Source organism: Streptomyces sp. Ru71 (assembly GCF_002920535.1).
GTDB lineage: Bacteria > Actinomycetota > Actinomycetes > Streptomycetales > Streptomycetaceae > Streptomyces.
The window spans coordinates 1-23,721 of record NZ_PQSS01000063.1 but is presented as its reverse complement, the minus strand read 5'-3'; the positions used below and the strand labels follow the sequence as shown (position 1 = coordinate 23,721).

Sequence of the window (23,721 nt, the reverse complement as noted above, 5' to 3'; positions counted from 1 at the left end):
CAAACCCCACCACCTCCCACGCCACCCACAACGCCTCCACCCCTTCCGTCATGCAGGCCGACGCCCCCGCCGGAGGCGGTAAGAAGGGGAAGCGGCCCAAGCGGACCGGGTGGCGGCGGATCGTGCCGACCTGGCGGATGCTGCTCGGTACCTTCGTCATCGGTGTGCTGATCGTCGCCGGGCTGTTCCTCCTCGGCTACTCCATGGTCAAGATCCCCCCGGCGAACGCGCTGGCGACCAAGCAGTCCAACGTGTACCTGTACGCCGACGGCACGGAGATCGCCCGCGACGGCGACATCAACCGCGAGAGCGTCACCCTCGCGCAGATCTCCAAGGACGCCCAGCACGCCGTGCTCGCCGCCGAGGACCGCGACTTCTACACCGAGTCGGCCGTCGACCCCAAGGCCATGGTCCGCGCCGCCTGGAACACCGCCACCGGCAAGGGAAAGCAGTCCGGCTCCACGATCACCCAGCAGTACGTGAAGAACTACTACCTGGGCCAGGAGCAGACCGTCACCCGCAAGGTGAAGGAGTTCTTCATCGCGATCAAGCTCGACCGCGAGAAGAGCAAGGACGACATTCTGGAGGGCTACCTCAACACCAGCTTCTTCGGCCGCAACGCCTACGGCATCCAGGCCGCCGCCCGCGCCTACTACGGCGTGGACGCCGTCGACCTCACCCCCGCCCAGGGCGCCTACCTGGCCTCCCTGCTGAACGCGCCCAGCGAGTACGACGTCGTCGCCCACCCCGAGAACCGCCGCGCCGCCGAGGCGCGCTGGAACTACGTGCTGGACGGCATGGTCAAGAAGGGCTGGCTCACCCAGGCCGAGCGCGCCAAGCTGAAGTTCCCCGCGCCGAAGGAGGAGACCCGCTCCACCGGCCTGTCCGGCCAGCGCGGCTACATCGTCGACGCGATCAAGGACTATCTGCGCGACAACAAGATCGTCGACCCGGACGACCTCCAGGGCGGCGGCTACCGCATCACCACCACGCTCCAGAAGGACAAGCAGGACGCCTTCGTCGAAGCCGTCAACGACAAGCTGATCAGCAAGCTCGACAAGGAGAACAACAAGGTCGACCGGTACGTCCGGGCCGGCGGCGCCTCCGTCGACCCCAAGACCGGCAAGGTCGTCGCGATGTACGGCGGCATCGACTACGTGAAGCAGTACACCAACGGCGCCACCCGCGGGGACTACCAGGTCGGCTCCACCTTCAAGCCGTTCGTGTTCACCTCGGCCGTGGAGAACGGCGCCACCACCCAGGACGGCCGCCCGATCACCCCCAACACCATCTACGACGGCACCAACAAGCGGCCCGTCCAGGGCTGGGACGGCGGCTACTACGCCCCCGAGAACGAGGACCAGCACTCCTACGGCCCCACCACCGTCCGCGAGGCCACCGACAAGTCCGTCAACGCCGTCTACGCGCAGATGGCCGTCGACGTCGGCCCGTCCAAGGTCAAGCAGACCGCGATCGACCTGGGGCTGCCGGCCGACACCAAGGAGCTCTACCCGACCCCGTCGATCGCACTGGGCGTGGCCAACGCGAGCGTGCTGGACATGGCCGAGGCGTACGCCACCCTCGCCAACCACGGCAAGCACGGCACGTACACCCTGATCGAGAAGATCACCAAGGACGGCGAGGGTCTCCCGCTGCCCGCGCAGAAGTCCCGTCAGGCCGTCAGCCGCGAGGCCGCCGACACCACGACGGCGATCCTGCAGAGCGTCGTCGAGAACGGCACCGCGACCAACGCGCTGGAGGCCGGCCGGCCCGCCGCCGGCAAGACCGGCACCGCGGAGAAGGACACCGCCGCCTGGTTCGCCGGCTACACCCCGGACCTCGCCACGGTCGTGTCGGTGATGGGCCAGGACCCGGACACCGCCGCCCACAAGCCGCTGTACGGCGCGCTGGGTCTGGACCGCATCAACGGCGGTGGCGCCCCCACCGAGATCTGGGCGCAGTACACGAAGGAGGCGCTGAAGGACACGCCGGTCAGCGACTTCGACCTGGAGCTTCAGGAGGGCGCGGACGTGTCGCAGGCCCCGAGCACCAGCCCGTCGCAGGACCAGCCCGGCACCGTGGGCGGCGACGACGGCGGCGCCACCGACGAGACGACCACCGGCGGCGACGGCACCCGGACCCCGGGGCGGACCCAGGGCCAGACCGGTTCCACCACGGACGGCTCCACCACCGGTGACACCACCGGCGGCACCCCCACCACCGACGGCGGGACGACCGGCGACACCACCACGGGAGGCGGTGGCACCACCGGCGACACGTCCGGCGGCACCACGACAGGGGGCACCACCGGCGACACATCGGGTGGCGGCACCGCCACCGGAGGGGGCGCCGACGGCGGCGGAGGCACGGACGTCGGAACGACCGACGGCGGCACCTTCCCGTAAGCCGCACAGCCGCATCGAGGCGCCGCGTCTGGCCCGGGTCAGTGGCCGGACGTGGCCTTCAGGCCGACGACGGCGACCAGCAGCAGACAGATGAAGAAGATCCGGGCGGCGGTGGCCGGCTCACCGAGCACCAGCATGCCGAGCACCGCCGCCCCGGCCGCGCCGATGCCCACCCACACGCCGTAGGCGGTGCCGATGGGCAGGGAACGGGCGGCGTACGACAGCAGCAGCATGCTCGCGACGATGCCGGCGCCGGTGAACACACTCGGCCACAGACGGGTGAAGCCCTCGCTGTACTTCATCCCGATCGACCAGCCGACCTCCAGCAGACCGGCGACGACAAGCAGGATCCAGGCCATGACGGCACCTCCGGAAAGATCACTCTGAACGGGGGTGCGTCGTCTTTGCCTTGCGTACGTCCGCCGCGGCCTTCACCGCCATGACGTACAGCCCGGTACGGCGCGTCTCGTCGGGCTTCACCGTCGAAGGTAGCAAACAACGGCGAAAGGGGCTGGTGACCATGGTCACCAGCCCCTTTCATGACCTCTCGGTCACAGATACAGGCCCGTGGAGTCCTCCGAGCCCTCGAACCGGTCGGCGGCCACGGCGTGCAGGTCGCGCTCGCGCATCAGCACGTACGCGATGCCCCGCACCTCCACCTCCGCCCGGTCCTCGGGGTCGTACAGGACCCGGTCGCCCGGCTCCACGGTCCGCACGTTCTGCCCCACCGCGACGACCTCCGCCCAGGCCAGCCGACGGCCCACCGCCGCCGTGGCCGGGATCAGGATGCCGCCGCCGGAACGCCGCTCGCCCTCGCTGGTGTCCTGCCGCACGAGGACGCGGTCGTGCAGCATGCGGATGGGCAGCTTGTCGTGCTGGGTGCTGTCGTTTCTGTTGGCGCTCACGCCACTGAACCTACCTGCCTGAACCGGATGCCTGGATGGGTGGGTCAGTCCCTGCGCCGCCGGGTTCCCAGAGCGAGCAGCCCGACGACACCGACCACGACGAGGGCGACGGGCACGACCCGCTCCAGCCGGGGCGCTCCCTCGTCGTCCACGAACTGCGCGCGTACCTCGCTGACCACCCGGTTGACCTGGACGTACGCCCGGCCGACCGTGTGGTCGAGGTTGGCGACGACCTTGGCCTTCGCGTCCCCGACGATCGTCTTGGGGTGCACCCGCACCCCGATCTCGTCGAGCGTCTCGGCCAGCACCTGACGGCGGCGCCTGATGTCCGCCTCGATCTGCGCCGGGGTTCTCGTGTCCGAGGTGTCCGCCACCGTACGGCCTCCGAAGTGAGACGATGCTGTTCTGGACAGTCTGTCAGTTCCTGGTCCCGCCGCACTGTCAGGACCCCCGGTTACGCTAGTCCGATGAGCGAGCGACTCCAGCCGGGGGACGTGGCCCCCGCCTTCACCCTGCCCGACGCCGACGGCAACGAGGTGTCCCTCGCGGACCACAAGGGCCGCAAGACCATCGTCTACTTCTACCCCGCCGCGCTGACGCCGGGCTGCACGAAGCAGGCGTGCGACTTCACGGACAACCTCCAGGTGCTGGCCGGCGCCGGGTACGACGTGATCGGCATCTCCCCGGACAAGCCGGAGAAGCTGGCGAAGTTCCGCGAGAAGGAGTCCCTGAAGGTCACCCTCCTCGCCGACCCGGACAAGCAGGTCCTTGAGGCGTACGGCGCGTACGGCGAGAAGAAGCTGTACGGCAAGACGGTCGTCGGCGTGATCCGCTCCACGGTGATCGTGGACGAGGACGGCAAGGTCGAACGCGCCCTGTACAACGTCAAGGCGACCGGACACGTGGCCAAGATCATCAAGGATCTGGGCATCTAGCCGCCCTGCCCGGCCAGTAGCATGGCCGGGCAGCATCAGGCGGCCGTGGTGGAACTGGCAGTCACGCTGGGTTTAGGTCCCAGTGGGGTAACTCCCGTGAGGGTTCGAGTCCCTCCGGCCGCACCAGTACTCAGCCCAGCAGCTCCCGTACGACCGGGACGAGGGCCCGGAACGCCTTGCCCCGGTGGCTGATCGCGTTCTTCTCCTCCGCCGTCAGCTCCGCGCAGGTGCGGGTCTCGCCGTCCGGCTGGAGGATCGGGTCGTAGCCGAAGCCGTTCCTGCCGGCGGGGGCGTGGCGCAGGACGCCGCGCAGTTGGCCCTCCACCACCCGTTCCGTGCCGTCCGGCAGGGCGAGCGCCGCCGCGCAGGCGAAGTGGGCGCCGCGGTGTTCGTCGGCGATGTCGGCGATCTGGGCGAGGAGGAGGTCGAGGTTGGCCTTGTCGTCGCCGTGGCGGCCGGCCCAGCGGGCGGAGAAGATGCCGGGGGCGCCGTTCAGTACGTCGACGCAGAGGCCGGAGTCGTCGGCGACGGCGGGCAGGCCGGTGGCCCGGGCGAGGGCGTGGGCCTTGAGGAGGGCGTTCTCGGCGAAGGTGACGCCGGTCTCCTTGACGTCGGGGATGTCGGGGTAGGCGTCGGCGCCGACGAGGTCGTGGGGCAGGCCGGCCTCGGCGAGGATGGCGTGGAGCTCGGTGATCTTTCCGGCGTTGCGGGTGGCGAGGATCAGGCGGGTCATGTCGTTCAGTATCGCGGTCCTCGCCGGCCCGCTGTGACGGTGCCGGCTACGGCGTGCAGACCTTGGTGAGTTCGCCGGCCGCGTCGGTGACGGGCGTCAGGTCGGGGGTGCTGTCGCCGTTCTTGACCGCCGTACGGACGTTGCCGACGGCGGTGCGCAGGTCGTCGACCGCCTTGTTGACGTCGGTGTCGTCGGTCTTGTCGCCGATCTTGTCGAGGTTCTTGTCGATGGCGGCGAGCGCCTCGTCGGTCTGGGTGGGGTCGTTGGCGGCGTTCTCGACGGCCTGCTGGAGGTCGGTGACGCTGTCGGCGATGGCGTCGGCGGTCTGTACGCAGTCCAGGGCCTTGCCGACGGCGTCGCAGCCGGTGGTGAGGCCGGCGGTGAGTGCGACGGCGGCCATGGCGCCGGCGATGGTCGTGGTGGTGCGGCGGCCTCGGCTCCCGGCCATGTTCGGTGTTCCTCCCCCTGGTGGCCTCCCCGGCCCCCGTGAGTGCTTGCCTGTCGGTATCCGTTCTGACGCGATGGCGGGCGGCTCGGTTGCCCGGGCCGCCCGTCTTTCTTGGCGCGTCTTTTACTTTTCGGCGAGGGCGGCGAGTGCCGCCCGCTGGAGCGCGGCCAGTTCTTCGCAGCCGGCGACGGCGAGGTCGAGGAGCGCGTTGAGTTCGTCGCGGGCGAAGGGCTCGGCCTCGGCGGTGCCCTGGACCTCGACGAAGCGGCCGTCGCCGGTGCAGACGACGTTCATGTCGGTGTCGGCGCGCACGTCTTCCTCGTAGGCGAGGTCGAGCATGGGGACGCCGCCGACGATGCCGACGGAGACGGCGCTGACGGTGCCGGTGAGCGGCTGGCGGCCGGCCTTGATCAGCTTCTTGCGCTGGGCCCAGGCGATGGCGTCGGCGAGGGCGACGTAGGCGCCGGTGATGGCGGCGGTGCGGGTGCCGCCGTCGGCCTGGAGGACGTCGCAGTCGAGGACGACGGTGTTCTCGCCGAGGGCCTTGTAGTCGACGACGGAGCGCAGGGAGCGGCCGATGAGGCGGCTGATCTCGTGGGTGCGGCCGCCGATACGGCCCTTGACGGACTCGCGGTCGCCGCGGGTGTTGGTGGCGCGCGGGAGCATGGCGTACTCGGCGGTGACCCAGCCCTCGCCGCTGCCCCTGCGCCAGCGGGGGACGCCTTCGGTGACGGAGGCCGTGCACAGGACCTTGGTGTCGCCGAAGGAGACCAGGACGGATCCTTCGGCGTGCTTGCTCCAGCCGCGTTCGATGGTGACGGGGCGGAGCTGTTCGGGGGTGCGGCCGTCGATGCGAGACATGGCGCCGAGCCTATCGGGAGCAGCGCGCAGGGCTCCCCCCGCGGTGGGAGGAGCCCTGTGTGCGGTGACCGGGGTGGGTCACATCATGTCTTCGATCTCCGCCGCGATCGGGTCGGCGTCGGTGCCGATGACGACCTGGATGGCGGTGCCCATCTTGACGACGCCGTGGGCGCCGGCGGCCTTCAGGGCGGCTTCGTCGACCAGCGAGGCGTCGTGCACCTCGGTGCGCAGGCGGGTGATGCAGCCCTCGATCTCGTCGATGTTGTCGATGCCGCCGAGCCCGGCGACGATCTTCTCTGCCTTGCTGGCCATGTTCCGTCTCCCTGAACTACCCGTTCCGAACCGCTATGTCGCAGTAACCCACAGTTGGCCCAACTTCGCGAGCGGTCATGTCGTATGTATCGAATGATGGCGATCACGACAGCGGAACCGAACCGTACCCGACTGGTCTACACCAGCTGACGGACGGTCGCCAAACCGCCCCCGCCGGGAGGGGGCCGGAAGGACACCGCCATGAGTGCCGAGAGCGCCGCCGCCGAACCGCGCCCGGTCAGTCCCGTGCGCGAGCGCTGGAACCGTTTCTTCCAGGGCCTGCAGAAGATGGGCCGCAGTCTGCAGCTGCCCATCGCGGTGCTGCCGGCGGCCGGCATCCTCAACCGCCTGGGACAGCCTGACGTGTTCGGCGACGACGGCCTGGGCTGGACGAACGTGTCCAAGGTGATGAAGGGCGCGGGCGGCGCGCTGCTCGACGGCTCGCTCGGTCTGCCGCTGCTGTTCTGCATCGGCGTGGCGATCGGGATGGCGAAGAAGTCGGACGGCTCGACGGCGCTGGCGGCGGTGGCGGGCTTCCTCGTCTACTACGGCGTGCTGCACCAGTTCCCGGAGAGCTGCCCGGAGGGCTCGAAGAAGATCCCGGACGTCGGCTGCCAGGTGACCGTCGGCGCGGACACCGGTTCGGTGACGGCGTTCACGTTCCAGAATCCAGGGGTGTTCGGCGGCATCGTGATGGGCCTGCTGGCGGCGTTCTTCTGGGCGCGCTTCCATCGCACGAAACTGGTCGACTGGCTGGGCTTCTTCAACGGGCGGCGGCTGGTGCCGATCATCATGGCGTTCGTGGCGATCGCGTTCGCGGCGCTGTGTCTGTGGGTGTGGCCGCCGATCGGTGACGGCCTGGAGAGCTTCAGCAAGTGGCTGCGGGACGCGGGCTCGTGGGGCGCGGGTGTGTTCGGTGTGGCGAACCGGGCGCTGCTGGTGATCGGTCTGCACCAGTTCCTGAACGTGCCCATCTGGTTCCAGTTCGGCACGTACAAGCCGCCGGGCGGGCCGGCGGTGCACGGTGACATCAACATGTTCCTGGCCGGCGACCCGAACGCGGGGCAGTTCACCTCGGGTTTCTTCCCGATCATGATGTTCGCGCTGCCGGCGGCGGCGCTGGCGATCGCGCACAGTGCGAAGCCGCACCGCCGCAAGGAGGTGGGCGGTCTGATGCTGTCGGTGGCGCTGACGTCGTTCGTGACGGGGATCACGGAGCCGATCGAGTACTCGTTCCTGTTCATCGCGCCGCTGCTGTACGTGGTGCACGCGCTGCTGACGGGTGTGTCGATGGCGGTGACCTGGGGGCTGGGCGTGCACGACGGGTTCAGCTTCTCCGCCGGTCTGATCGACTACGTCATCAACTGGAATCTGGCGACGAAACCGTGGGCGATCATCCCCATCGGGTTGTGCTTCGCGGTCGTGTACTACGCGGTGTTCCGGTTCGCGATCGTCAAGTTCGACCTGAAGACACCGGGGCGGGAGCCGGAGGAGGAGGTCGAGGACACCACGAAGGCCTGACGACGCCACCCGCTCGCGAAGCCCCCGAACCGTGCCGGTTCGGGGGCTTCTGGGCGTGGGCCCGAGGGGCATTTGCGGTGACCTGCGCCCGGTACGCGGCGTGACGCCGCGGTCGCGGAACAGCGGGTTCCTTACGCCGCCTTCATCGTGCTACAACAGGTCTACACCACTGACTGGTGTAGACCATGCGTCGGTTTCTGTCGCCGCGCATTCCTTGAGACGCCGCCGTCCTCATTGTCCCCTGGCGGCGCCTTGCCCACTGGAGGAAGTTGATGACCACGGCGAGCGCGGCACCCGCCGCACAGAAGAAGGGCGCCGGGCCGATGGCGGTCCTGCAGCGCATCGGCCGCAGCCTGATGCTGCCGGTCGCGGTGCTCCCCGCGGCGGCCCTCCTGGTGCGCCTCGGCAACACGGACATGCTGGGACGGGAGTCCTTCCCCGCGTTCGTCACCAAGATCGCCGGCTTCATGGCCGCCGGCGGCAACGCGATCCTGGACAACATGGCGCTGCTGTTCGCCGTGGGCATCGCGATCGGCTTCGCCAAGAAGTCCGACGGCTCCACGGCGCTCGCCGCGGTCGTCGGCTACCTGGTCTTCAAGAACGTGCTCGGCACGTTCACCGACAAGAACCTGCCGCAGGTGGCGAAGGCCGTCGACGGCAAGGTCGTCATGGTGGACGCGCCGGTGGACGCCAAGGTCCTGGGCGGCGTGGTGATGGGCATCGTGGTGGCGCTGATCTACCAGCGCTTCTACCGCACCAAGCTGCCCGACTGGGCGGGCTTCTTCGGCGGCCGCCGCCTGGTGCCGATCCTGTCGGCCTTCGCGGGCCTGGTCCTCGGCATCGTCTTCGGCTACATCTGGCCGGTCCTCGGCACGGGCCTGCACAACTTCGGCGAGTGGCTGGTGAAGTCGGGTGCCGTCGGCGCCGGCATCTTCGGTGTCGCCAACCGCGCGCTCATCCCGATCGGCATGCACCACCTGCTGAACTCGTTCCCGTGGTTCCAGGCCGGCGAGTACCAGGGCAAGAGCGGCGACATCGCGCGCTTCCTGGCCGGCGACCCGCACGCGGGCCAGTTCATGACCGGCTTCTTCCCGATCATGATGTTCGCGCTGCCCGCCGCCTGCCTGGCGATCGTGCACTGCGCCCGCCCCGAGCGCCGCAAGGTCGTCGGCGGCATGATGTTCTCCCTCGCGCTGACCTCGTTCGTCACCGGTGTCACCGAGCCCATCGAGTTCACCTTCATGTTCATCGCGCCGGTGCTGTACGCCATCCACGCCGTGCTCACCGGTGTGTCGATGGCGCTGACGTGGGCGCTCGGCATGAAGGACGGCTTCGGCTTCTCGGCCGGCGCGGTCGACTTCGGGCTGAACCTGGGCATCGCGACCAACCCGTGGGGCCTGGCCCTGGTGGGCCTGTGCTTCGCCGCGGTCTACTACGTGGTCTTCCGGTTCGCGATCACCAAGTGGAACCTGCCGACCCCGGGCCGGGAGTCGGACGAGGAGCTGGCGGAGCTGCAGAAGGCCGAGGCCAAGTAGCCGGCCGGCGCAGGAAGGCCCCCCGGAGCACTGGGCGCTCCGGGGGGCCTTTCGTTTTTGTGCGGGTCAGATGTCGTACGTCGCCCTCGGCGTCGCCAGTTCCACCGGGCCGGGGTACACCTCGCGGGCGTCGGTGAGGTTGACCTGGGGGTCGGTCCAGGGCGGGATGTGGGTGAGGACCAGGCGGCGGGCCCCCGCGCGCGCCGCCGTCTCGCCGGCCTCGCGGCCGTTGAGGTGGAGGTCGGGGATGGACTCCTTGCCGTGCGTGAAGGCGGCCTCGCACAGGAAGAGGTCCGCGTCCCGGGCGAGTTCGTCCAGGACGGGCGTGACGCCGGTGTCCCCGGAGTACGTCAGGACCTTCCCGCCGTGTTCGACGCGGATGCCGTACGCCTCCACCGGGTGGGCCACGCGTTCGGTGTGCACGGTGAACGGGCCGATGTCGAACGTGGACGGCTTGACCGTGTGGAAGTCGAAGACCTCGGACATGGAGGAGGCCGACGGGGTGTCGGCGTAGGCCGTGGTCAGCCGGTGCTCGGTGCCTTCGGGGCCGTAGACCGGCAGGGGCTCGCAGCGGCCGCCGTCGTGGCGGTAGTAGCGGGCCACGAAGTAGGCGAGCATGTCGATGCAGTGGTCGGCGTGCAGATGGCTGAGGAAGATCGCGTCGAGGTCGTAGAGACCGCAGTGGCGCTGCAGCTCGCCGAGGGCTCCATTGCCCAGGTCGAGCAGCAACCGGAAGCCGTCGGCCTCGACGAGGTAGCTCGAACAGGCCGATTCCGCGGACGGGAACGACCCCGAGCAGCCGACGACGGTGAGCTTCATAGAGCAGAAACCTCCGCTGGCGGGAGAACCGGAATGGGGGGCGACGGGGGTCGTGCGGTCCGTCGAGCGTAAGGCGCAAAACCCAGTGTCGCTCCTCCGCCAAGGTCTGTTGTGGGCGAACTCACCTGCGCTGTCACCGGTTCGGATGGATGTCGGGCCGTCGGGTTCCGGCCGTGCGGCCGATCGGCGTCGGCGAGAGTGTGACCGCAGGGGCGCGCTGCGTGCACGGCGCCGGTAACGTCGTCGGTATGGACACGTCCTGGTGGCTGGCGCTCGCGGCGGTGGTGCTGCTCGCGCTCGTCGCGGTGCTCGTGGACGGCTGGGGGCGGGGGCGGCGGGCCGCGGGCCGTTCCCGGCGGTCGGGGCGTGCGGCGGACCGGCCGCACCGTCCGCGGCCGGCGGAGATCTGGTGGGCGCAGGTGCCGTACGAGGACGGGCCGCAGAGCAAGGACCGGCCGTGTCTGGTGCTGTCGGTGCACGGGCGCCGGGTGCGGGTGGCGAAGATCAGTACGAAGTATCACGACGAGCGGGCCGGGGTGATCCCGCTGCCACCGGGTTCGGTGGGGGACGCTCAGGGGCGGGCGAGTTTCCTGCAGACCGACGAGCTGCGCGAGGTGCCGGTGGGTGACTTCCGGCGCCGGGTGGGCGTGGTGGATCCGGTGCTGTGGGACCAGGTCCGTCATCTGACGGACTAGTCACCCCGAGCGGCCGGTCAGCGGACGGTCACCGTGACCGTCCAGGCCTGCAGGCCCTTGCAGGTGATCTGTCCCGGGGTGGTGGGGCACAAGGGGCGGGAGGACGTCAGCTTCGCGGTTCCGGCCGCCACCGCCCGGTAGGCGGCCGTGGCGTCGCCGGGCTGGATGACGAAGCCGGCGTTGATCGCCCGCAGGGCGGTGCCGGTGGCCGTGACGGGCCGGAAGGGGCGGTCCGGGGTGCCGTCCAGGGTGAGCCGGACCTCGCCGTTCCTGCTGACGCAGACGGTACGGCCGTTGTCGGCGGCCGTCAGTTCCACCTGGGCACGGCAGCCGCCGGTGGCCGGGGCCGAGGGGGCCGGTGAGGAGGGGGCGGGCGCCGAGGGGGCCCGTGACGAAGGGGACCGTGAGGCCCCGCTGCCGGTGTCGCCGGTCTGCGCGCCGCAGCCGGCGGTGAGGAGCAGTGCCGTCGCCGCGAGGGCGCACGGGGTGGTTCGGCGCATGGTCTTCGCCCTTTCTGCCGTACCGGAGGACCGGCCGATGCAGATGGGACGTGTCACGGGCGCGGCTGGATCCCTCGGAGCCGCCCGTGGACAGCACTGAGCCCCCTCGTGGGAGGGGGCCGGCGCGTGCTTGACGATCCTGATGAGCCCTAGGCCCAGAGCTGGCCCTGGAGGGTCTCGATCGCTTCCTCCGTGGTGGCGGCGGTGTAGACGCCCGTGGAGAGGTACTTCCAGCCGCCGTCGGCCACGATGAAGACGATGTCGGCGGACTCCCCCGCCTTGACGGCCTTCTTGCCCACACCGATCGCCGCGTGCAGGGCGGCGCCGGTGGAGACGCCCGCGAAGATGCCCTCCTGCTGGAGCAGTTCCCGGGTGCGGGTGACCGCGTCGGCGGAGCCGACGGAGAAGCGGGTGGTCAGGACGGAGGCGTCGTACAGCTCGGGGACGAAGCCCTCGTCCAGGTTGCGCAGGCCGTAGACCAGGTCGTCGTAGCGCGGCTCGGCGGCGACGATCTTCACGTCCGGCTTGTTCTCGCGCAGGTAGCGGCCGACGCCCATGAGGGTGCCCGTCGTGCCGAGGCCGGCCACGAAGTGCGTGATCGACGGCAGGTCGGCGAGGATCTCCGGGCCCGTCGTCGCGTAGTGGGCACCGGCGTTGTCCGGGTTGCCGTACTGGTAGAGCATCACCCAGTCCGGGTGCTCGGCGGCCAGCTCCTTGGCGACGCGTACGGCGGTGTTGGAGCCGCCGGCGGCCGGGGAGGAGATGATCTGCGCGCCCCACATGCCGAGCAGGTCCCGGCGCTCCTGCGAGGTGTTCTCCGGCATCACGCACACCATGCGGTAGCCCTTGAGCTTGGCCGCCATGGCCAGCGAGATGCCGGTGTTGCCGGAGGTCGGCTCCAGGATGGTGCAGCCCGGGGTGAGCCGGCCGTCCTTCTCCGCCTGCTCGATCATGTGCAGGGCCGGGCGGTCCTTGACGGAGCCGGTGGGGTTGCGGTCCTCCAGCTTGGCCCAGATGCGCACGTCGTCGGACGGCGACAGCCGCGGCAGCCGCACCAGGGGGGTGTTGCCTACCGCGGCCAGCGGGGAGTCGTAGCGCATCGCCGATCAGGCCATACCGCCGGCCACGGCCGGCAGGATCGTGACGTTGTCGCCGTCGGCCAGCTTGGTGTCGATGCCGTCGAGGAAGCGGACGTCCTCGTCGTTGAGGTAGACGTTGACGAAGCGGCGCAGCTGGTCGCCGTCCACGATGCGGGCCTGGATGCCGGCGTGCCGGGTTTCGAGGTCGGCGAACAGCTGGGCGAGGGTGTCGCCGTTGCCCTGCACCGCCTTCTGGCCGTCGGTGTAGGTGCGGAGGATGGTCGGGATGCGGACCTCGATGGCCATGGCTCAGGGCTCCTGTCGGAAGGTGTCGTCGGTTCGGTCAGGCGCGCGGTGGTGTCTCCCCGGGCTGGGGGCACCGGGGAGGCTCGCCGTGGCACAAGGGGCCGTACGGCGGCGGCGAGGGTGGATCAACAGATGGCGCTGTTCAGCCTGCACAGGTCGACGTGCAGCCGCGCCACGAGCAGCATGCCCGGCGCCTTGTCGCTCACGTCGAGAAGAACCATGGGCTCATCGTATCGATTCCCCCTCCGGGTCCCGGAGTGTGATTCCGTATGCCGGACGGTTTTCGTCCGCTATCCGGAATCAGTAGGCCTCCACGACCCTGACCTCCTCCTCCGTGACCTCGCCGTCCACGATCCGGAAGGAGCGGAACTGGAACTCGCCGAGGCCGTCGGTGTCCGCGGTGGAGACGAGGACGTAGTGGGCGCCGGGCTCGTTGGCGTAGGAGATGTCGGTGCGCGAGGGGTGGGCCTCGGTGGCGGTGTGGGAGTGGTAGATGACCACCGGCTCCTCGTCGCGGTCGTCCATCTCGCGGTAGAGCCTGAGCAGGTCGCCCGAGTCGAACTCGTAGAAGGTGGGCGACATGGCCGCGTTCAGCATGGGGATGAAGCGCTCGGGGCGGTCCGAGCCGGCCGGGCCCGCGATGACACCGCACGCCTCGTCGGGGTGGTCCTTGCGGGCGTGGGCGACGATCTGGTCGTAGAGGGCCTGGGTGATGGTCAGCATGTGGGTCAGGATAAGCAGAAGGGCCGTTCCGTACCGAGGGTTGGTACGGAACGGCCCATATGCCGGACGTCCTGAGCGGCGGCCGCAGCGGGGCGCCACGAGAGCTCCCTGCGGCCGGACGTCCCCGGCAGGGTGCGTCAGCGCTTGGCGAAGGCCGCGGCCTCCGGGTTGCGGCGCTTGAGCACCAGGTAGGACACACCGAGGATCAGACCCCACAGCGGCGCACAGTACAGCGAGATGCGCGCGTCCTTGTCGATGCCCATCAGCACGATCACCATGCCGATGAAGGCCAGCGCCAGCCAGCTGGTGAGCGGGGCGCCCGGGGAGCGGAACTCGCTGCGCGGCAGCTCGCCCCGGTCGGCCTTGGCCCGGTAGCGGATCTGGCAGACGAGGATGACGATCCAGGCCCACATGCCGGAGATGGTCGCGAAGGACACCACGTAGTCGAACGCCTTGCCCGGCCACTGGTAGTTGATCCAGACGCCGACCATCATCAGCGCGGCGGAGAACGTCGTGCCGACGAGCGGGGTACCGCTGCGGGTCAGCTTGGTGAAGAACTTCGGACCCTGGCTGTTGAGCGCCAGGTCGCGCAGCATGCGGCCGGTGGAGTACATCCCGGAGTTGCAGGAGGACAGCGCGGCGGTCAGCACGACGAAGTTGACGATGCCGGCGCCGGCGGCGAAGCCCATCTTCTCGAAGGCGGCCACGAAGGGGCTCACGCCCGGGTGGAAGTTCGTCCACGGCACGACCGACAGGATCATGATCAGCGCGCCGACGTAGAAGACGGCGATGCGCCACGGCACGGTGTTGATCGCGCGGGGCAGGACGGTCTTGGGGTCCTTGGACTCGCCGGCGGTGACGCCGACCAGCTCGACGGCGAGGAAGGCGAACATGACCATCTGCAGGGTCATCAGGGTGTTGCCGATGCCGTGCGGGAAGAAGCCGCCCTGGTTCCACAGGTGGCCGACGGAAGCGGTGTCGCCGGCGTCGGAGAAGCCGAGGGTGAGGATGCCGGCGCAGATCAGGATCATGCCGATGATCGCGGTGACCTTGACCATCGAGAACCAGAACTCCAGCTCACCGAAGAGCTTCACGGAGATCAGGTTGGCGCCGTACAGGACGACGGTGAAGACCAGGGCCGACAGCCACTGCGGGATGTCGAACCAGTACGTCATGTAGGAGGCCGCCGCGGTGACCTCCGTGATGCCGGTGACGACCCAGAACAGCCAGTACGTCCAGCCGGTGACGAAGCCCGCGAAGGGCCCGATGAACTCGCGCGCGTACTCCGAGAACGAGCCGGACACCGGGCGGTACATCAGCAGTTCGCCGAGCGCCCGCATGATGAAGAAGATGACCAGGCCCGCGATGGCGTAGGCCAGGATCAGACTGGGGCCGGCCTTGGAAATGCCCTTGCCCGCGCCGAGGAACAGGCCGGTGCCGATGGCACCGCCGATGGCGATCATCTGGATCTGCCGGGCTCCGAGCCCGCGCTGATACCCCTCACCGCCGTCGTGCTCCACGGCCTCGTTGCCGTCGCGATGCTGGTCGACCTGCGCAGAGGTCATGAGTGGTGCGCCTTTCTCCATGCCGACCCGGGCCTTGAGTCGGCCGCGGATCGGGTCTCGATCCCCCCGGATGATGGAGCTGAGCGGGCTTCACTGGCCTGCTCGTGCCTGGCCGGCGGTTGCCGGCTCGGTGGCGCACCCGGCCGAACATTCGGGTGGTGTTCGCCGGGCGGTCGTGAAGATTTATCACGGCCGCAACAGAGATCACAGGTGGGCCCTGTGACGCATCACACAGGGAGAAGCGGACAAAGGCGACCCGGACGGGGCAGATGGGGACACCGTTTTCACAGGATCGTTATGCGGATTTGAGCGTCCTCTGAGCGAACACTCCCGCCGGACATCCCGGGACAGGTCAGGGCATCAGGGTCGTGACGAGCGTCTCCTGGAGGCCGCCGAGCCATAGATAGGCCATCACCATCGGCTTGCGCGGGTCCTCGTCGGGGAGGCGGTAGAGCAGGTCGGTGTCGTCCTCGTCGGTGATCTCCAGCCGGGAGCCGATGGCCAGGCGCAGATCGTTGAGCGCGCCCAGCCAGCGCTTCGACTCCTCAGGAGTGAGCTTGAGGACCGCGCCGCCGTCGCCCGCCGAGGTGAGCGCGTCCAGGGAGCGGATCACCGCCAGCGCGTTCTCCCGCTTGCCGGCCCGCAGGTCGTTCTCGGTGTAGCGGCGGAACTCGGCCGAGTACGCCTTGGCCTCCTCGGCCTCCCGCGCGGTGGCGGGCTCCTGCTCGGGGTCGGTGTAGGCGTCCGGGAACAGACGTCGCAGCACCGGGTCGGAGGGCGGCTCGCTGGGGCCCTCGGCGAACAGCTCGGCGAGCGGGTCGTCGGGGGCGTCCTCGGCGGGGCCCGGACCGATCAGCTCAAGGAGCTGGTAGGCCAGCGAGCGGATGATCGAGATCTCGACGTCGTCGAGGGCGACGGCAGCGCCGCCGCCGGGGAGCGGTTCGAAGGTTCCTGGCATGGCGGGGGTTCGCTACTTCCGGTCCTGCTGGAGGGTGGCCCACAGACCGTAGCCGTGCATGGCCTGTACATCGCGTTCCATCTCCTCGCGGGTTCCGCTGGAGACGACCGCCCTGCCCTTGTGGTGGACGTCGAGCATGAGCTTGGTGGCCTTGTCCTTGGTGTAGCCGAAGTACGACTGGAAGACGTAGGTCACATAGCTCATGAGGTTGACGGGGTCGTTGTGGACGATCGTCACCCAGGGAACATCGGGCTCGGGTACGGCGGACACCTCTTCCGCCGACTCGGTCTTCTCGATCTCGATGGGTGCGGCTGCCGTCACACAGCCCATGCTGCCACCTGAGGGGGGTACTCGCACAAACGGCCCCCCGGCATGGGCGATTCGGGTGGGCGTAGATCACACACCGCTTAAATCGTCAGAGTGACGAAATGGGAGTAGCATCCGTTGCCATGAACACAGCGGACCTTGGGCTGCCGGTGGACGTTCCCTCGACGGCGCTCTTCACGGACCACTACGAGCTGACGATGCTGCAGGCCGCCCTGAAGGCCGGGACGGCCGGGCGGCGGAGCGTGTTCGAGGTCTTCACCCGACGGCTGCCCAACGGGCGGCGCTACGGCGTCGTCGCGGGCACCGGACGCGTCCTGGACGCGGTGGAGAACTTCCGCTTCGACTCCGGCGTCCTCGGCTTCCTGCGCGAGCGCGCCATCGTCGACGACGAGACCCTGGACTGGCTCGCCGACTACCGCTTCAGCGGGGACATCTGGGGCTACCCCGAGGGCGAGGTGTACTTCCCGGGCTCGCCGATCATGCGGGTGGAGGGCTCCTTCGCCGAGTGCGTGCTGCTGGAGACGGTGATCCTGTCCATCCTCAACCACGACTCCGCGATCGCGGCGGCCGCGTCCCGGATGTCGTCGGCCGCGGGCGACCGGCCGCTGATCGAGATGGGCGCCCGGCGCACCCACGAGCTGTCCGCCGTCGCCGCCGCGCGCGCCGCCTACGTCGGCGGCTTCGCCTCCACCTCCGACCTGGCGGCCGGCTTCCGCTACAACATCCCGACCGTCGGCACCTCCGCGCACGCCTTCACGCTGCTGCACGACCAGGAGCGGGACGCCTTCCAGGCGCAGGTGGACTCCATGGGCCGGGGCACCACGCTGCTGGTCGACACCTACGACGTCGCCGAGGCCGTGCGGACCGCGGTGGAGATCGCCGGGCCCGAGCTGGGCGCGGTGCGCATCGACTCCGGTGACCTGCTGCTGGTGGCGCACCGGGTGCGGCAGCAGCTGGACGAGCTGGGTGCGCGCAACACGAAGATCATCGTGACCTCGGACCTGGACGAGTACGCCATCGCCTCGCTGGCGGCGGCGCCGGTGGACGCGTACGGGGTGGGCACGCAGCTGGTGACCGGCTCCGGGCATCCGACGTCCTCCATGGTCTACAAGCTGGTCGCCCGGGCCGAGACGGCGGACCCCCGCTCGCCGCTGAAGCCGGTGGCGAAGAAGTCCTCCAGTGGGAAGACGTCCATCGGCGGGCGCAAGTGGGCCGCGCGGAGGGTGGACGAGTACGGGGTGGCCGAGGCGGAGGTCGTGGGCACGGGGCCGGTGCCGGTCGAGCTGGCGGACCGGCAGCTGCTGGTGGAGCTGGTGAAGGGGGGCGAGGTCGTGGGGCGCGAGTCCCTGGACGTGGCGCGGGAGCGGCACGCGGCGGTACGGGCGGGCCTGCCGCTGTCCGCGACGCAGCTGTCCCGGGGTGAGCCGGTGCTGCCGACCGAGTACGTGTAGGTGGGCCAGCGGCGCGCGCCCGCGGCTTTCAGGCACCGGGTGCCGGCACCCACCTCAAGGGGCGCGGGGAACTGCGCGACCGGCCGGCCACCACCCGCACCCGGCAACGATCCGCACCCACCCCCACAGGCGCCGCAGGCACCCCGCACGCAGCCCGCGACTGGTAGCAGTCAGGTAGGGGTAGACAGCCCCTGTCTCAGGAACCCGTAGACCCCATAGCCGAAGGACCCAGCCATGCGTCGCGCCCTGATCGTCGTCGATGTGCAGAACGACTTCTGCGAGGGAGGCAGCCTCGCCGTGGCCGGCGGAGCCGACGTCGCCGCAGCCATCACCGAGCTGATCGGGCAGGCGCCCGCCGGCTACCGGCACGTCGTGGCCACCCGTGATCACCACATAGCCCCCGGCGGCCACTTCGCCGACGAGCCCGACTACGTACGCTCCTGGCCGGCGCACTGCGTCGCCGGTACCGAGGGCGTCGGGTTCCACCCGAACTTCGCTCCCGCGGTCGCCTCCGGCGCGGTCGACGCCGTCTTCGACAAGGGCGCCTACGCGGCCGCGTACAGCGGCTTCGAGGGCACCGACGAGAACGGCGTGAAGCTCGCCGACTGGCTGCGGGCCCGGGAGATCGACGAGGTGGACGTCGTCGGGATCGCCACGGACCACTGTGTGCGGGCCACCGCCCTGGACGCGGCCCGGGAGGGCTTCCGCACCCAGGTCCTCCTCGACCTGACCGCCGCGGTGGCCCAGGAGACCACCGAGCGGGCGATCGAGGAGATGCGCGAGGCGGGCGTGGAGCTGACCGGCAAGCCGGTCGTGGCCCGCGGCTGAGTCAGGGCTGAGGCGTGGGGCGGCGCAGCAGGAACCGGATCGGATGCCACAGCTCGGTCGCGAGCTCGGGTGAGCTGACACCGTTGTCGGGTGCCGTACGCCAGACCAGGCCGTCGGGATGGTGCAGGACGGCCGTTATCTCGTCCGGGGTCGGCGGGGCCGCGTTGCCCCGCAGGTAGACCGCCCGCAACCCCAGGTTGCGCAGCCGGGTCAGGGCGCGAGCCCGGTTCTGGGCGTGGACGAGGACCCGCACCCCGGCGGGGCCGTCACCGGCGGGGCTGGGCAGGTTCAGCGCCACCACCACCGTGCCGTTCGGCAGCTTGCAGAAACCTCCTGCGGCCATCTGGTCACATCCCCGTTTCGGTCGGCTCGGGCGCCGGTGTCGACGCCGGTGTCAATAAGACAGTCACAGCACGCACCTAAACACGATCGGCGGCAACCCGCCAGGGGTTGCCGCCGATACGCTTGTGACCTGCGGAAATGCCGACTACTTCACCGCGGGGCCGACCTGGAGGTTGATCGTGGAGCCGTCCTTGGCCTCCTGGACGATCCGGATCTTGGTGTTGGTGTCAGTGACCTTCACACCGGAGGACGGGTTCGAGGCGTCCCAGTAGGTGCTCGCGTGGTCGTTGAAGACCGAGACACCGGAGGACGGCCAGATCCGCGTCGCGACGTCCGCCTTGTGCAGCGTGATGCCGTCCGTCGGGTACAGGCTGAAGGGCGCGTCGTAGGACTGGATGCGGGCGCGCATCAGCGTGCCGTCCTTCCAGCGCAGCGCCTCGGGGTGGGAGTCGATCGGCAGGATCAGACCGGCGCCGGGGTGGGTGCCGGTGTTGTTGTCCGCCTGCGAGGTGTCCCACTTCCAGATCAGCAGACCGTTCTGGTACGGGTAGTGCTCCACCCAGTCCGGACGGGTCGTGGAGAAGCCGAAGTTGTACGGACCGGTCTTCAGCGTCTTGTCGTACGACACGTACTGCCGGTTCTCGGCGATGTAGTACTGCGCGTAGTCCTTGGTGAAGGACGCGCCGATGCGGGAGAACCCGGACTTGGTCCAACCGGCGTCGTCCGCCTCCGCGTTGTCGGCGAAGAGGGTGGCGCCGTCGGCCGTCACCGCGATCTCGTCGGCCGCGAAGCCCTTGAGGGCGACACCGCTGTCGGTCTGGTAGCGGAAGCGCAGGTCGATCTTCTTGCCCGCGTAGGCGTCGAGCGAGTACGCCAGCTTCTTGTAGCCGTCGACCGAGCCGGTCAGGGCCGGCTTGTCGCTGCCGTCGCGCGGGATCGGCTGGCCGTTCACCGTGCCGTCCAGGGCGGTCCAGTTGGCGCCGCCGTCCGTGGACACCTCGGTGTAGAGGTAGTCGTAGTTGGCCTCGATGTCGTACCAGCCGTCGAGGGTGAGGGCGGCCGACTTCTTGCCGGTGAGGTCGACGCTGCGGGTCAGCGTGTTCTTCAGGTCGTCGCCGCTGCCGCTCCACCACTGGGTGGCGCCCTGGGCGGGCTGGACGACCGTGGTGGTGACCGCCTTGTCGGGCAGGTTCACCACGAGGGCCTGCTTGTCCCAGGTGTTGTACTCGGCGACGCCCAGCTTGTGCGTGGACTGCTTGCCGGCCTTGGCGGTGTCGTAGTTGAGCCAGCCGAGCTGCAGCTTGTCCCAGGCGTTCATGTCGCCGGGCAGGTCGCCGATGGCGTCCTTGCCGCGGCCGAGCCAGGAACCGGAGGACATCAGCGTCCAGAAGCCGGTGGAGTTCTCGCCGCCCGCGGTGTCGTACTCGTCGGGCAGGCCGAGGTCGTGGCCGTACTCGTGCGCGTAGACGCCGAGGCCGCCGTTCTCCGGCTGGATCGTGTAGTCGCCGACCCAGACACCGGTGGAGCCGATCTGCGCGCCGCCCAGCTTGTTGTTCGCGGGGCCGGTGGCGCCGGCGTCGGTGCCGAAGGCGTACCAGCGGTGCGCCCAGATCGCGTCCTTGCCCTGGGCGCCGCCGCCCGCGGACTCGTCCTCGCCGGCGTGCACGATCTGGAAGTGGTCGATGTAGCCGTCGGGCTCGTTGAAGTTGCCGTCGCCGTCGAAGTCGTAGCGGTCCCACTGGTCGAACTGGGCGACGTCCGCCTTGATCTGGGCGTCGGTGCGGCCGGCCGCCTTCTGCTGGGCGACCCAGGCGTTCAGGCCGTCGCTGACGACGTTCCACACGCTCGGGCAGTTGGTGGAGCCGCAGGCGTTGTTGCCGTAGCGGGCCTCGTTGTAAGGCACCTTGACCCAGTCGGAGACCTCGCCGTCGACCGAGTAGCGGCCCGAGGACTGCTTCTCGTAGTACTTCTTCACCGACTCGACCTTGTTGCCGGTGCCGAAGTACAGGTCCTGGAAGTGCTTGCGGTCGTAGTCCGCCTGCCAGGCCGTGGAGTTGTCCTTGGTGCGGTCGGGCGCCGCGATCGTGTTGTGCAGCGGGCCGGGCGTGCCGCCGAACTTGGGGTCCGTCTGGTCGCCGAACTCCACCAGGATGGTGAAGATCTTGTCGGTCTTCTCGCGGCCCAGCTCGACGTACTTGCTGTCGCCCTTCTTGCTCTTGAGCTGAACGACCTTGGAGCCGTTCTTGTCCTTCACCTGGGCCTTGCCGGATATGACCTGGTCGAGCGCCTCCTGGCGCTGCGCTTCCTGGGTCTTGCTCAGCGGGCCGTCCAGGTCGTGCTTCTGCTGCTTCACCGGCGCCGGGTCGTGCCGGTCGACGCTGGCGGCGCCGGCGGTCGTGCCCGCCTCGGCCACCGCGAAGGTGGTGAATCCGGCGGAGGCCGCCGTGAGCGCGACACCGATCGCCGCAGCTCGGAACATCCAGGATCTACTGGCCACTTGAGTTCCTCCCCCGCGTGAGCGCACGCGGAAGGGGGCCCTGGTCATGGCGGGAGCCGCGCGCGCGTGATCAACGCGTGTAATCAAGTGACGTCATTTGACTAGAGGTTTGAGAGAAAAGACAGACCTTGACTTGGACAAGTCAAGTGCACTATGCGGAAGCGGGGTTCGCTTTACGGACACCGAGGGGGACCCCGTCGTGGCTCACTCGGGTATGCCTCGGGCACGCCTCGACGATGACTCGGTGCGCCCCCTGTGCACCGGCACTGTTGGTCAGGTCACGCTTACTGTTCGTTCCGCTCGGGCATGCACGCGAATAGAGTCGAGCACACCCCCGCTTCCGAGGACACGATTGCCATGCCTCGTCCGACCGTCGCACAGCTCGTCTACGGGTCGACCACCGTGATCTTCTCGACGCTCGCCATGCTGCTGCTGTCGCAGACGAGTTCGGGACCGGCGATCGCGATCATCGCCGTCGCGGCACTCGCGCTCGGGCTGCTCGTCGCGGTGACCGTGCCGACGCCGACGCCCTCCCGGGCGGCACCGGGGTCCGGTGCCGCCGAGGAGCAGGTGCCGGAGGCGACGGCCTCCGTGCGCTGAGGGTGCGTCAGCGGGTGGAGACCACCACCGTCTTGCCTGCTTTGTCGTGCAGGCCCTGTTTGTAGGGCTTGTCGAAGTAGCTCCAGCCGCCGCAGATCGCCGTCCAGATGCAGGCGCAGCAGAAGGCGAACGGAAGCCAGAGCACGCCCGCGCGGATCAGGGACGTCTGCACCGACGGGTTCGCGCCGTTGTCGAGGTTGGCCACCCGCATGTTCAGCCACTTCTTGCCGAGCGTCTGACCCGACCTGTTGATCATGACGGTGTCGTAGGCGATGTACAGGACGGCGGCGACGAAGGACTGCCCGATCGACTTGCTGACCTCGATCTTGGTGTTGTCCACGGTGTACTCGTTGACGCCGAAGCCCCAGGAGAGCAGCCAGACGACGATGCCGACGAGGATCATGTCGATGATCCGGGCCAGCGTGCGCCGGCCGCTGTCCGCGAGCGGGGGCATGCCGGCGAGGGGGTCGGTGGGGTAGCCGCCGCCGTACGGGCCACCGCCGTAGGGGCCACCGCCGCCGGGCGGGGGCTGTCCGCCCGGTGGGGGCTGGCCGCCGGGTGGCGGCTGACCGCCAGGGGGAGGCTGGCCGCCGGGTGGCGGCTGGCCGCCAGGGGGAGGCTGGCCGCCGGGTGGGGGCTGGCCGCCGCCGGGCGGGGTGTCGTACGGCGAGCCCTGCCCCGGGCCGGGCGGGGGCTGCTTCCGGAACGGGTCGTCTTCGGGCGGCGGGCCGGAGCCGGGGGGCGGTTCGCTGCTCATGGCCCGAGTGGACCGCGAAGCCCGGGGCTGTGCATCCGACGGGCGGCCGGACGGAGTAGCGGATCCGACGGCGGAGTGACGCCCCCTCAGCCGGCGACGAAGGTGTGCGCCGCCTTGTCGTGCCAGCACTGGCGCCACGGCCGGTCGAACACACCCCACACGACACCGACCAGCCCCACGGCGAGCAGGCCGGGGACGCTGTAGACCAGCCAGCGGCGCAGCGCGGCACCGAAGCCCGGGGGCTCGTGCGCCTCGATGTCCCGCACCTGGAGGCCGAGCAGCTTCTTGCCGAGCGTGCGGCCCCAGCGGGCGGTGGGCAGCGCCTCGTACAGGACGCCGGCCACCAGCAGGACCGCGAGCACGATGCCGAGGTAGACCGCCGTCGTGCCGTCCAGCAGCCAGACCGTGACCTCACGGCCGGACTGCCGGGCGGCGTCGATCTTGTCGTTGACGTGGTCGGCGGCCTTCGTCCCGAACGGTACGGCGGCGGCGGAGGTGATCGCGCCGAGCACCAGCGAGTCGATCAGCCGGGCCGCCAGCCGTCGGCCCAGGCCCGCCGGGCGTGCCGCGGCCTGGCGCCGGGCGGCCGCCTGGAACGGGTCCTCCGTCACCGGCTTCC

28 protein-coding genes and 1 tRNA gene are annotated in these 23,721 nt (G+C 69.8%); 9 read left to right on the top strand and 20 right to left on the bottom strand.

Annotation, left to right across the window (positions count from 1 at the left end):
- Positions 1-50 precede the first annotated feature (50 nt).
- Complete coding sequence (locus tag C3489_RS28505) at positions 51-2,405, top strand: transglycosylase domain-containing protein (protein WP_258054992.1); 2,355 nt, start codon at positions 51-53, stop codon at positions 2,403-2,405.
- Positions 2,406-2,443: 38 nt separating this feature from the next.
- Here the strand turns inward: C3489_RS28505 and C3489_RS28500 are convergent, their stop codons facing one another.
- From C3489_RS28500 to C3489_RS28490, 3 genes are all read right to left on the bottom strand, one after another.
- Positions 2,444-2,764, bottom strand: a complete 321-nt coding sequence (locus C3489_RS28500) for a multidrug efflux SMR transporter (RefSeq protein ID WP_103784958.1) — start codon at positions 2,762-2,764, stop codon at positions 2,444-2,446.
- Between the two features lie 192 nt (positions 2,765-2,956).
- Complete coding sequence (locus C3489_RS28495) at positions 2,957-3,310, bottom strand: co-chaperone GroES (protein WP_103784957.1); 354 nt, start codon at positions 3,308-3,310, stop codon at positions 2,957-2,959.
- 44 nt (positions 3,311-3,354) lie between these two features.
- Positions 3,355-3,684 (bottom strand): DUF3618 domain-containing protein, encoded by a 330-nt coding sequence (locus C3489_RS28490; RefSeq protein WP_103784956.1) that lies wholly within the window; start codon positions 3,682-3,684, stop codon positions 3,355-3,357.
- 93 nt (positions 3,685-3,777) lie between these two features.
- On the opposite strand from C3489_RS28490, the gene bcp reads away from it, so the two are divergent.
- Together bcp and C3489_RS28480 are read left to right on the top strand one after the other, a co-directional pair.
- Entirely contained in the window at positions 3,778-4,245 is a 468-nt protein-coding gene (gene bcp / locus C3489_RS28485) for a thioredoxin-dependent thiol peroxidase (RefSeq protein ID WP_103784955.1), read from the top strand.
- A 39-nt stretch (positions 4,246-4,284) separates the two neighbouring features.
- Positions 4,285-4,371 (top strand) — tRNA-Leu (locus tag C3489_RS28480).
- Between the two features lie 4 nt (positions 4,372-4,375).
- Here C3489_RS28480 and rdgB read toward each other — a convergent pair.
- The 4 genes from rdgB to C3489_RS28460 all read right to left on the bottom strand — a co-directional run bounded on the left by rdgB (position 4,376) and on the right by C3489_RS28460 (position 6,599).
- Positions 4,376-4,978: an RdgB/HAM1 family non-canonical purine NTP pyrophosphatase gene (gene rdgB, locus C3489_RS28475; RefSeq protein WP_103784954.1), complete on the bottom strand. Its 603-nt coding sequence runs from the start codon at positions 4,976-4,978 to the stop codon at positions 4,376-4,378.
- Positions 4,979-5,024: 46 nt separating this feature from the next.
- On the bottom strand, positions 5,025-5,426 hold the full coding sequence (locus C3489_RS28470; protein ID WP_103784953.1) for a hypothetical protein: 402 nt from the start codon (positions 5,424-5,426) through the stop codon (positions 5,025-5,027).
- A 123-nt stretch (positions 5,427-5,549) separates the two neighbouring features.
- Positions 5,550-6,287 carry a ribonuclease PH gene (rph, locus tag C3489_RS28465; protein ID WP_103784952.1) on the bottom strand — a complete coding sequence of 246 codons (738 nt, stop codon included), beginning with the start codon at positions 6,285-6,287 and terminating at the stop codon, positions 5,550-5,552.
- 78 nt (positions 6,288-6,365) lie between these two features.
- Complete coding sequence (locus tag C3489_RS28460; RefSeq protein ID WP_043440579.1) at positions 6,366-6,599, bottom strand: glucose PTS transporter subunit EIIB; 234 nt, start codon at positions 6,597-6,599, stop codon at positions 6,366-6,368.
- 201 nt (positions 6,600-6,800) lie between these two features.
- Between C3489_RS28460 and C3489_RS28455 the strand changes: the two genes are divergently transcribed.
- Positions 6,801-8,120, top strand: a complete 1,320-nt coding sequence (locus C3489_RS28455) for a PTS transporter subunit EIIC (protein WP_103784951.1) — start codon at positions 6,801-6,803, stop codon at positions 8,118-8,120.
- Between the two features lie 272 nt (positions 8,121-8,392).
- Entirely contained in the window at positions 8,393-9,655 is a 1,263-nt protein-coding gene (locus tag C3489_RS28450) for a PTS transporter subunit EIIC (RefSeq protein WP_103784950.1), read from the top strand.
- 66 nt (positions 9,656-9,721) lie between these two features.
- Here the strand turns inward: C3489_RS28450 and C3489_RS28445 are convergent, their stop codons facing one another.
- Positions 9,722-10,474 (bottom strand): MBL fold metallo-hydrolase, encoded by a 753-nt coding sequence (locus C3489_RS28445; protein WP_103784949.1) that lies wholly within the window; start codon positions 10,472-10,474, stop codon positions 9,722-9,724.
- 248 nt (positions 10,475-10,722) lie between these two features.
- Between C3489_RS28445 and C3489_RS28440 the strand changes: the two genes are divergently transcribed.
- Positions 10,723-11,169 (top strand): type II toxin-antitoxin system PemK/MazF family toxin, encoded by a 447-nt coding sequence (locus tag C3489_RS28440; RefSeq protein ID WP_103784974.1) that lies wholly within the window; start codon positions 10,723-10,725, stop codon positions 11,167-11,169.
- Between the two features lie 17 nt (positions 11,170-11,186).
- On the opposite strand, the gene C3489_RS28435 is transcribed toward C3489_RS28440, so the two are convergent.
- The 8 genes from C3489_RS28435 to clpS form a co-directional block, all read right to left on the bottom strand.
- Positions 11,187-11,669 (bottom strand): hypothetical protein, encoded by a 483-nt coding sequence (locus tag C3489_RS28435; protein ID WP_103784948.1) that lies wholly within the window; start codon positions 11,667-11,669, stop codon positions 11,187-11,189.
- Positions 11,670-11,818: 149 nt separating this feature from the next.
- Entirely contained in the window at positions 11,819-12,769 is a 951-nt protein-coding gene (locus C3489_RS28430) for a PLP-dependent cysteine synthase family protein (RefSeq protein WP_103784947.1), read from the bottom strand.
- A gap of 6 nt (positions 12,770-12,775) precedes the next feature.
- Positions 12,776-13,054 carry a MoaD/ThiS family protein gene (locus tag C3489_RS28425; RefSeq protein WP_103784946.1) on the bottom strand — a complete coding sequence of 93 codons (279 nt, stop codon included), beginning with the start codon at positions 13,052-13,054 and terminating at the stop codon, positions 12,776-12,778.
- Positions 13,055-13,179: 125 nt separating this feature from the next.
- Positions 13,180-13,275, bottom strand: a complete 96-nt coding sequence (locus C3489_RS40080; RefSeq protein WP_317774922.1) for a putative leader peptide — start codon at positions 13,273-13,275, stop codon at positions 13,180-13,182.
- A gap of 79 nt (positions 13,276-13,354) precedes the next feature.
- Positions 13,355-13,777 (bottom strand): Mov34/MPN/PAD-1 family protein, encoded by a 423-nt coding sequence (locus tag C3489_RS28420; RefSeq protein ID WP_103784945.1) that lies wholly within the window; start codon positions 13,775-13,777, stop codon positions 13,355-13,357.
- A 137-nt stretch (positions 13,778-13,914) separates the two neighbouring features.
- The gene (locus C3489_RS28415) at positions 13,915-15,342 is read right to left on the bottom strand and encodes an amino acid permease (RefSeq protein ID WP_103784944.1); all 1,428 of its coding nucleotides are present in this window, start codon (positions 15,340-15,342) and stop codon (positions 13,915-13,917) included.
- Between the two features lie 352 nt (positions 15,343-15,694).
- Complete coding sequence (locus tag C3489_RS28410; RefSeq protein ID WP_103784943.1) at positions 15,695-16,300, bottom strand: DUF2017 domain-containing protein; 606 nt, start codon at positions 16,298-16,300, stop codon at positions 15,695-15,697.
- Positions 16,301-16,312: 12 nt separating this feature from the next.
- On the bottom strand, positions 16,313-16,630 hold the full coding sequence (gene clpS / locus C3489_RS28405) for an ATP-dependent Clp protease adapter ClpS (protein ID WP_103784942.1): 318 nt from the start codon (positions 16,628-16,630) through the stop codon (positions 16,313-16,315).
- Positions 16,631-16,749: 119 nt separating this feature from the next.
- On the opposite strand from clpS, the gene C3489_RS28400 reads away from it, so the two are divergent.
- Entirely contained in the window at positions 16,750-18,078 is a 1,329-nt protein-coding gene (locus C3489_RS28400; RefSeq protein WP_103784941.1) for a nicotinate phosphoribosyltransferase, read from the top strand.
- A 234-nt stretch (positions 18,079-18,312) separates the two neighbouring features.
- The gene (locus C3489_RS28395; protein WP_103784940.1) at positions 18,313-18,906 is read left to right on the top strand and encodes an isochorismatase family protein; all 594 of its coding nucleotides are present in this window, start codon (positions 18,313-18,315) and stop codon (positions 18,904-18,906) included.
- A 1-nt stretch (position 18,907) separates the two neighbouring features.
- Here the strand turns inward: C3489_RS28395 and C3489_RS28390 are convergent, their stop codons facing one another.
- Together C3489_RS28390 and C3489_RS28385 are read right to left on the bottom strand one after the other, a co-directional pair.
- Positions 18,908-19,249 (bottom strand): hypothetical protein, encoded by a 342-nt coding sequence (locus tag C3489_RS28390; protein WP_103784939.1) that lies wholly within the window; start codon positions 19,247-19,249, stop codon positions 18,908-18,910.
- Positions 19,250-19,393: 144 nt separating this feature from the next.
- Positions 19,394-21,745, bottom strand: coding sequence for an immune inhibitor A domain-containing protein (locus C3489_RS28385; protein WP_103784938.1), 2,352 nt, complete (start codon positions 21,743-21,745; stop codon positions 19,394-19,396).
- Positions 21,746-22,102: 357 nt separating this feature from the next.
- On the opposite strand from C3489_RS28385, the gene C3489_RS28380 reads away from it, so the two are divergent.
- The gene (locus tag C3489_RS28380) at positions 22,103-22,345 is read left to right on the top strand and encodes a hypothetical protein (RefSeq protein WP_103784937.1); all 243 of its coding nucleotides are present in this window, start codon (positions 22,103-22,105) and stop codon (positions 22,343-22,345) included.
- A gap of 7 nt (positions 22,346-22,352) precedes the next feature.
- Here the strand turns inward: C3489_RS28380 and C3489_RS28375 are convergent, their stop codons facing one another.
- Complete coding sequence (locus tag C3489_RS28375) at positions 22,353-23,102, bottom strand: RDD family protein (RefSeq protein ID WP_103784936.1); 750 nt, start codon at positions 23,100-23,102, stop codon at positions 22,353-22,355.
- 86 nt (positions 23,103-23,188) lie between these two features.
- Positions 23,189-23,721, bottom strand: a 533-nt coding sequence (locus C3489_RS28370) for an RDD family protein (protein ID WP_146075360.1), incomplete at its 5' end; no start/stop codon positions are given.

Coding starts and splice junctions, on each gene's coding strand:
- C3489_RS28410 (WP_103784943.1), bottom strand. CDS start 16,300: ATGCCAGGAACCTTCGAACCGCTCCCCGGCGGCGGCGCTGCCGTCGCC.
- C3489_RS28440 (WP_103784974.1), top strand. CDS start 10,723: ATGGACACGTCCTGGTGGCTGGCGCTCGCGGCGGTGGTGCTGCTCGCG.
- C3489_RS28400 (WP_103784941.1), top strand. CDS start 16,750: ATGAACACAGCGGACCTTGGGCTGCCGGTGGACGTTCCCTCGACGGCG.
- clpS (WP_103784942.1), bottom strand. CDS start 16,630: ATGGGCTGTGTGACGGCAGCCGCACCCATCGAGATCGAGAAGACCGAG.
- C3489_RS40080 (WP_317774922.1), bottom strand. CDS start 13,275: ATGGTTCTTCTCGACGTGAGCGACAAGGCGCCGGGCATGCTGCTCGTG.
- C3489_RS28450 (WP_103784950.1), top strand. CDS start 8,393: ATGACCACGGCGAGCGCGGCACCCGCCGCACAGAAGAAGGGCGCCGGG.
- C3489_RS28425 (WP_103784946.1), bottom strand. CDS start 13,054: ATGGCCATCGAGGTCCGCATCCCGACCATCCTCCGCACCTACACCGAC.
- C3489_RS28375 (WP_103784936.1), bottom strand. CDS start 23,102: ATGAGCAGCGAACCGCCCCCCGGCTCCGGCCCGCCGCCCGAAGACGAC.
- bcp (WP_103784955.1), top strand. CDS start 3,778: ATGAGCGAGCGACTCCAGCCGGGGGACGTGGCCCCCGCCTTCACCCTG.
- C3489_RS28500 (WP_103784958.1), bottom strand. CDS start 2,764: ATGGCCTGGATCCTGCTTGTCGTCGCCGGTCTGCTGGAGGTCGGCTGG.
- rdgB (WP_103784954.1), bottom strand. CDS start 4,978: ATGACCCGCCTGATCCTCGCCACCCGCAACGCCGGAAAGATCACCGAG.
- C3489_RS28445 (WP_103784949.1), bottom strand. CDS start 10,474: ATGAAGCTCACCGTCGTCGGCTGCTCGGGGTCGTTCCCGTCCGCGGAA.
- C3489_RS28505 (WP_258054992.1), top strand. CDS start 51: ATGCAGGCCGACGCCCCCGCCGGAGGCGGTAAGAAGGGGAAGCGGCCC.
- C3489_RS28380 (WP_103784937.1), top strand. CDS start 22,103: ATGCCTCGTCCGACCGTCGCACAGCTCGTCTACGGGTCGACCACCGTG.
- C3489_RS28470 (WP_103784953.1), bottom strand. CDS start 5,426: ATGGCCGGGAGCCGAGGCCGCCGCACCACCACGACCATCGCCGGCGCC.
- C3489_RS28455 (WP_103784951.1), top strand. CDS start 6,801: ATGAGTGCCGAGAGCGCCGCCGCCGAACCGCGCCCGGTCAGTCCCGTG.
- C3489_RS28460 (WP_043440579.1), bottom strand. CDS start 6,599: ATGGCCAGCAAGGCAGAGAAGATCGTCGCCGGGCTCGGCGGCATCGAC.
- C3489_RS28430 (WP_103784947.1), bottom strand. CDS start 12,769: ATGCGCTACGACTCCCCGCTGGCCGCGGTAGGCAACACCCCCCTGGTG.
- C3489_RS28415 (WP_103784944.1), bottom strand. CDS start 15,342: ATGACCTCTGCGCAGGTCGACCAGCATCGCGACGGCAACGAGGCCGTG.
- C3489_RS28395 (WP_103784940.1), top strand. CDS start 18,313: ATGCGTCGCGCCCTGATCGTCGTCGATGTGCAGAACGACTTCTGCGAG.
- rph (WP_103784952.1), bottom strand. CDS start 6,287: ATGTCTCGCATCGACGGCCGCACCCCCGAACAGCTCCGCCCCGTCACC.
- C3489_RS28420 (WP_103784945.1), bottom strand. CDS start 13,777: ATGCTGACCATCACCCAGGCCCTCTACGACCAGATCGTCGCCCACGCC.
- C3489_RS28435 (WP_103784948.1), bottom strand. CDS start 11,669: ATGCGCCGAACCACCCCGTGCGCCCTCGCGGCGACGGCACTGCTCCTC.
- C3489_RS28390 (WP_103784939.1), bottom strand. CDS start 19,249: ATGGCCGCAGGAGGTTTCTGCAAGCTGCCGAACGGCACGGTGGTGGTG.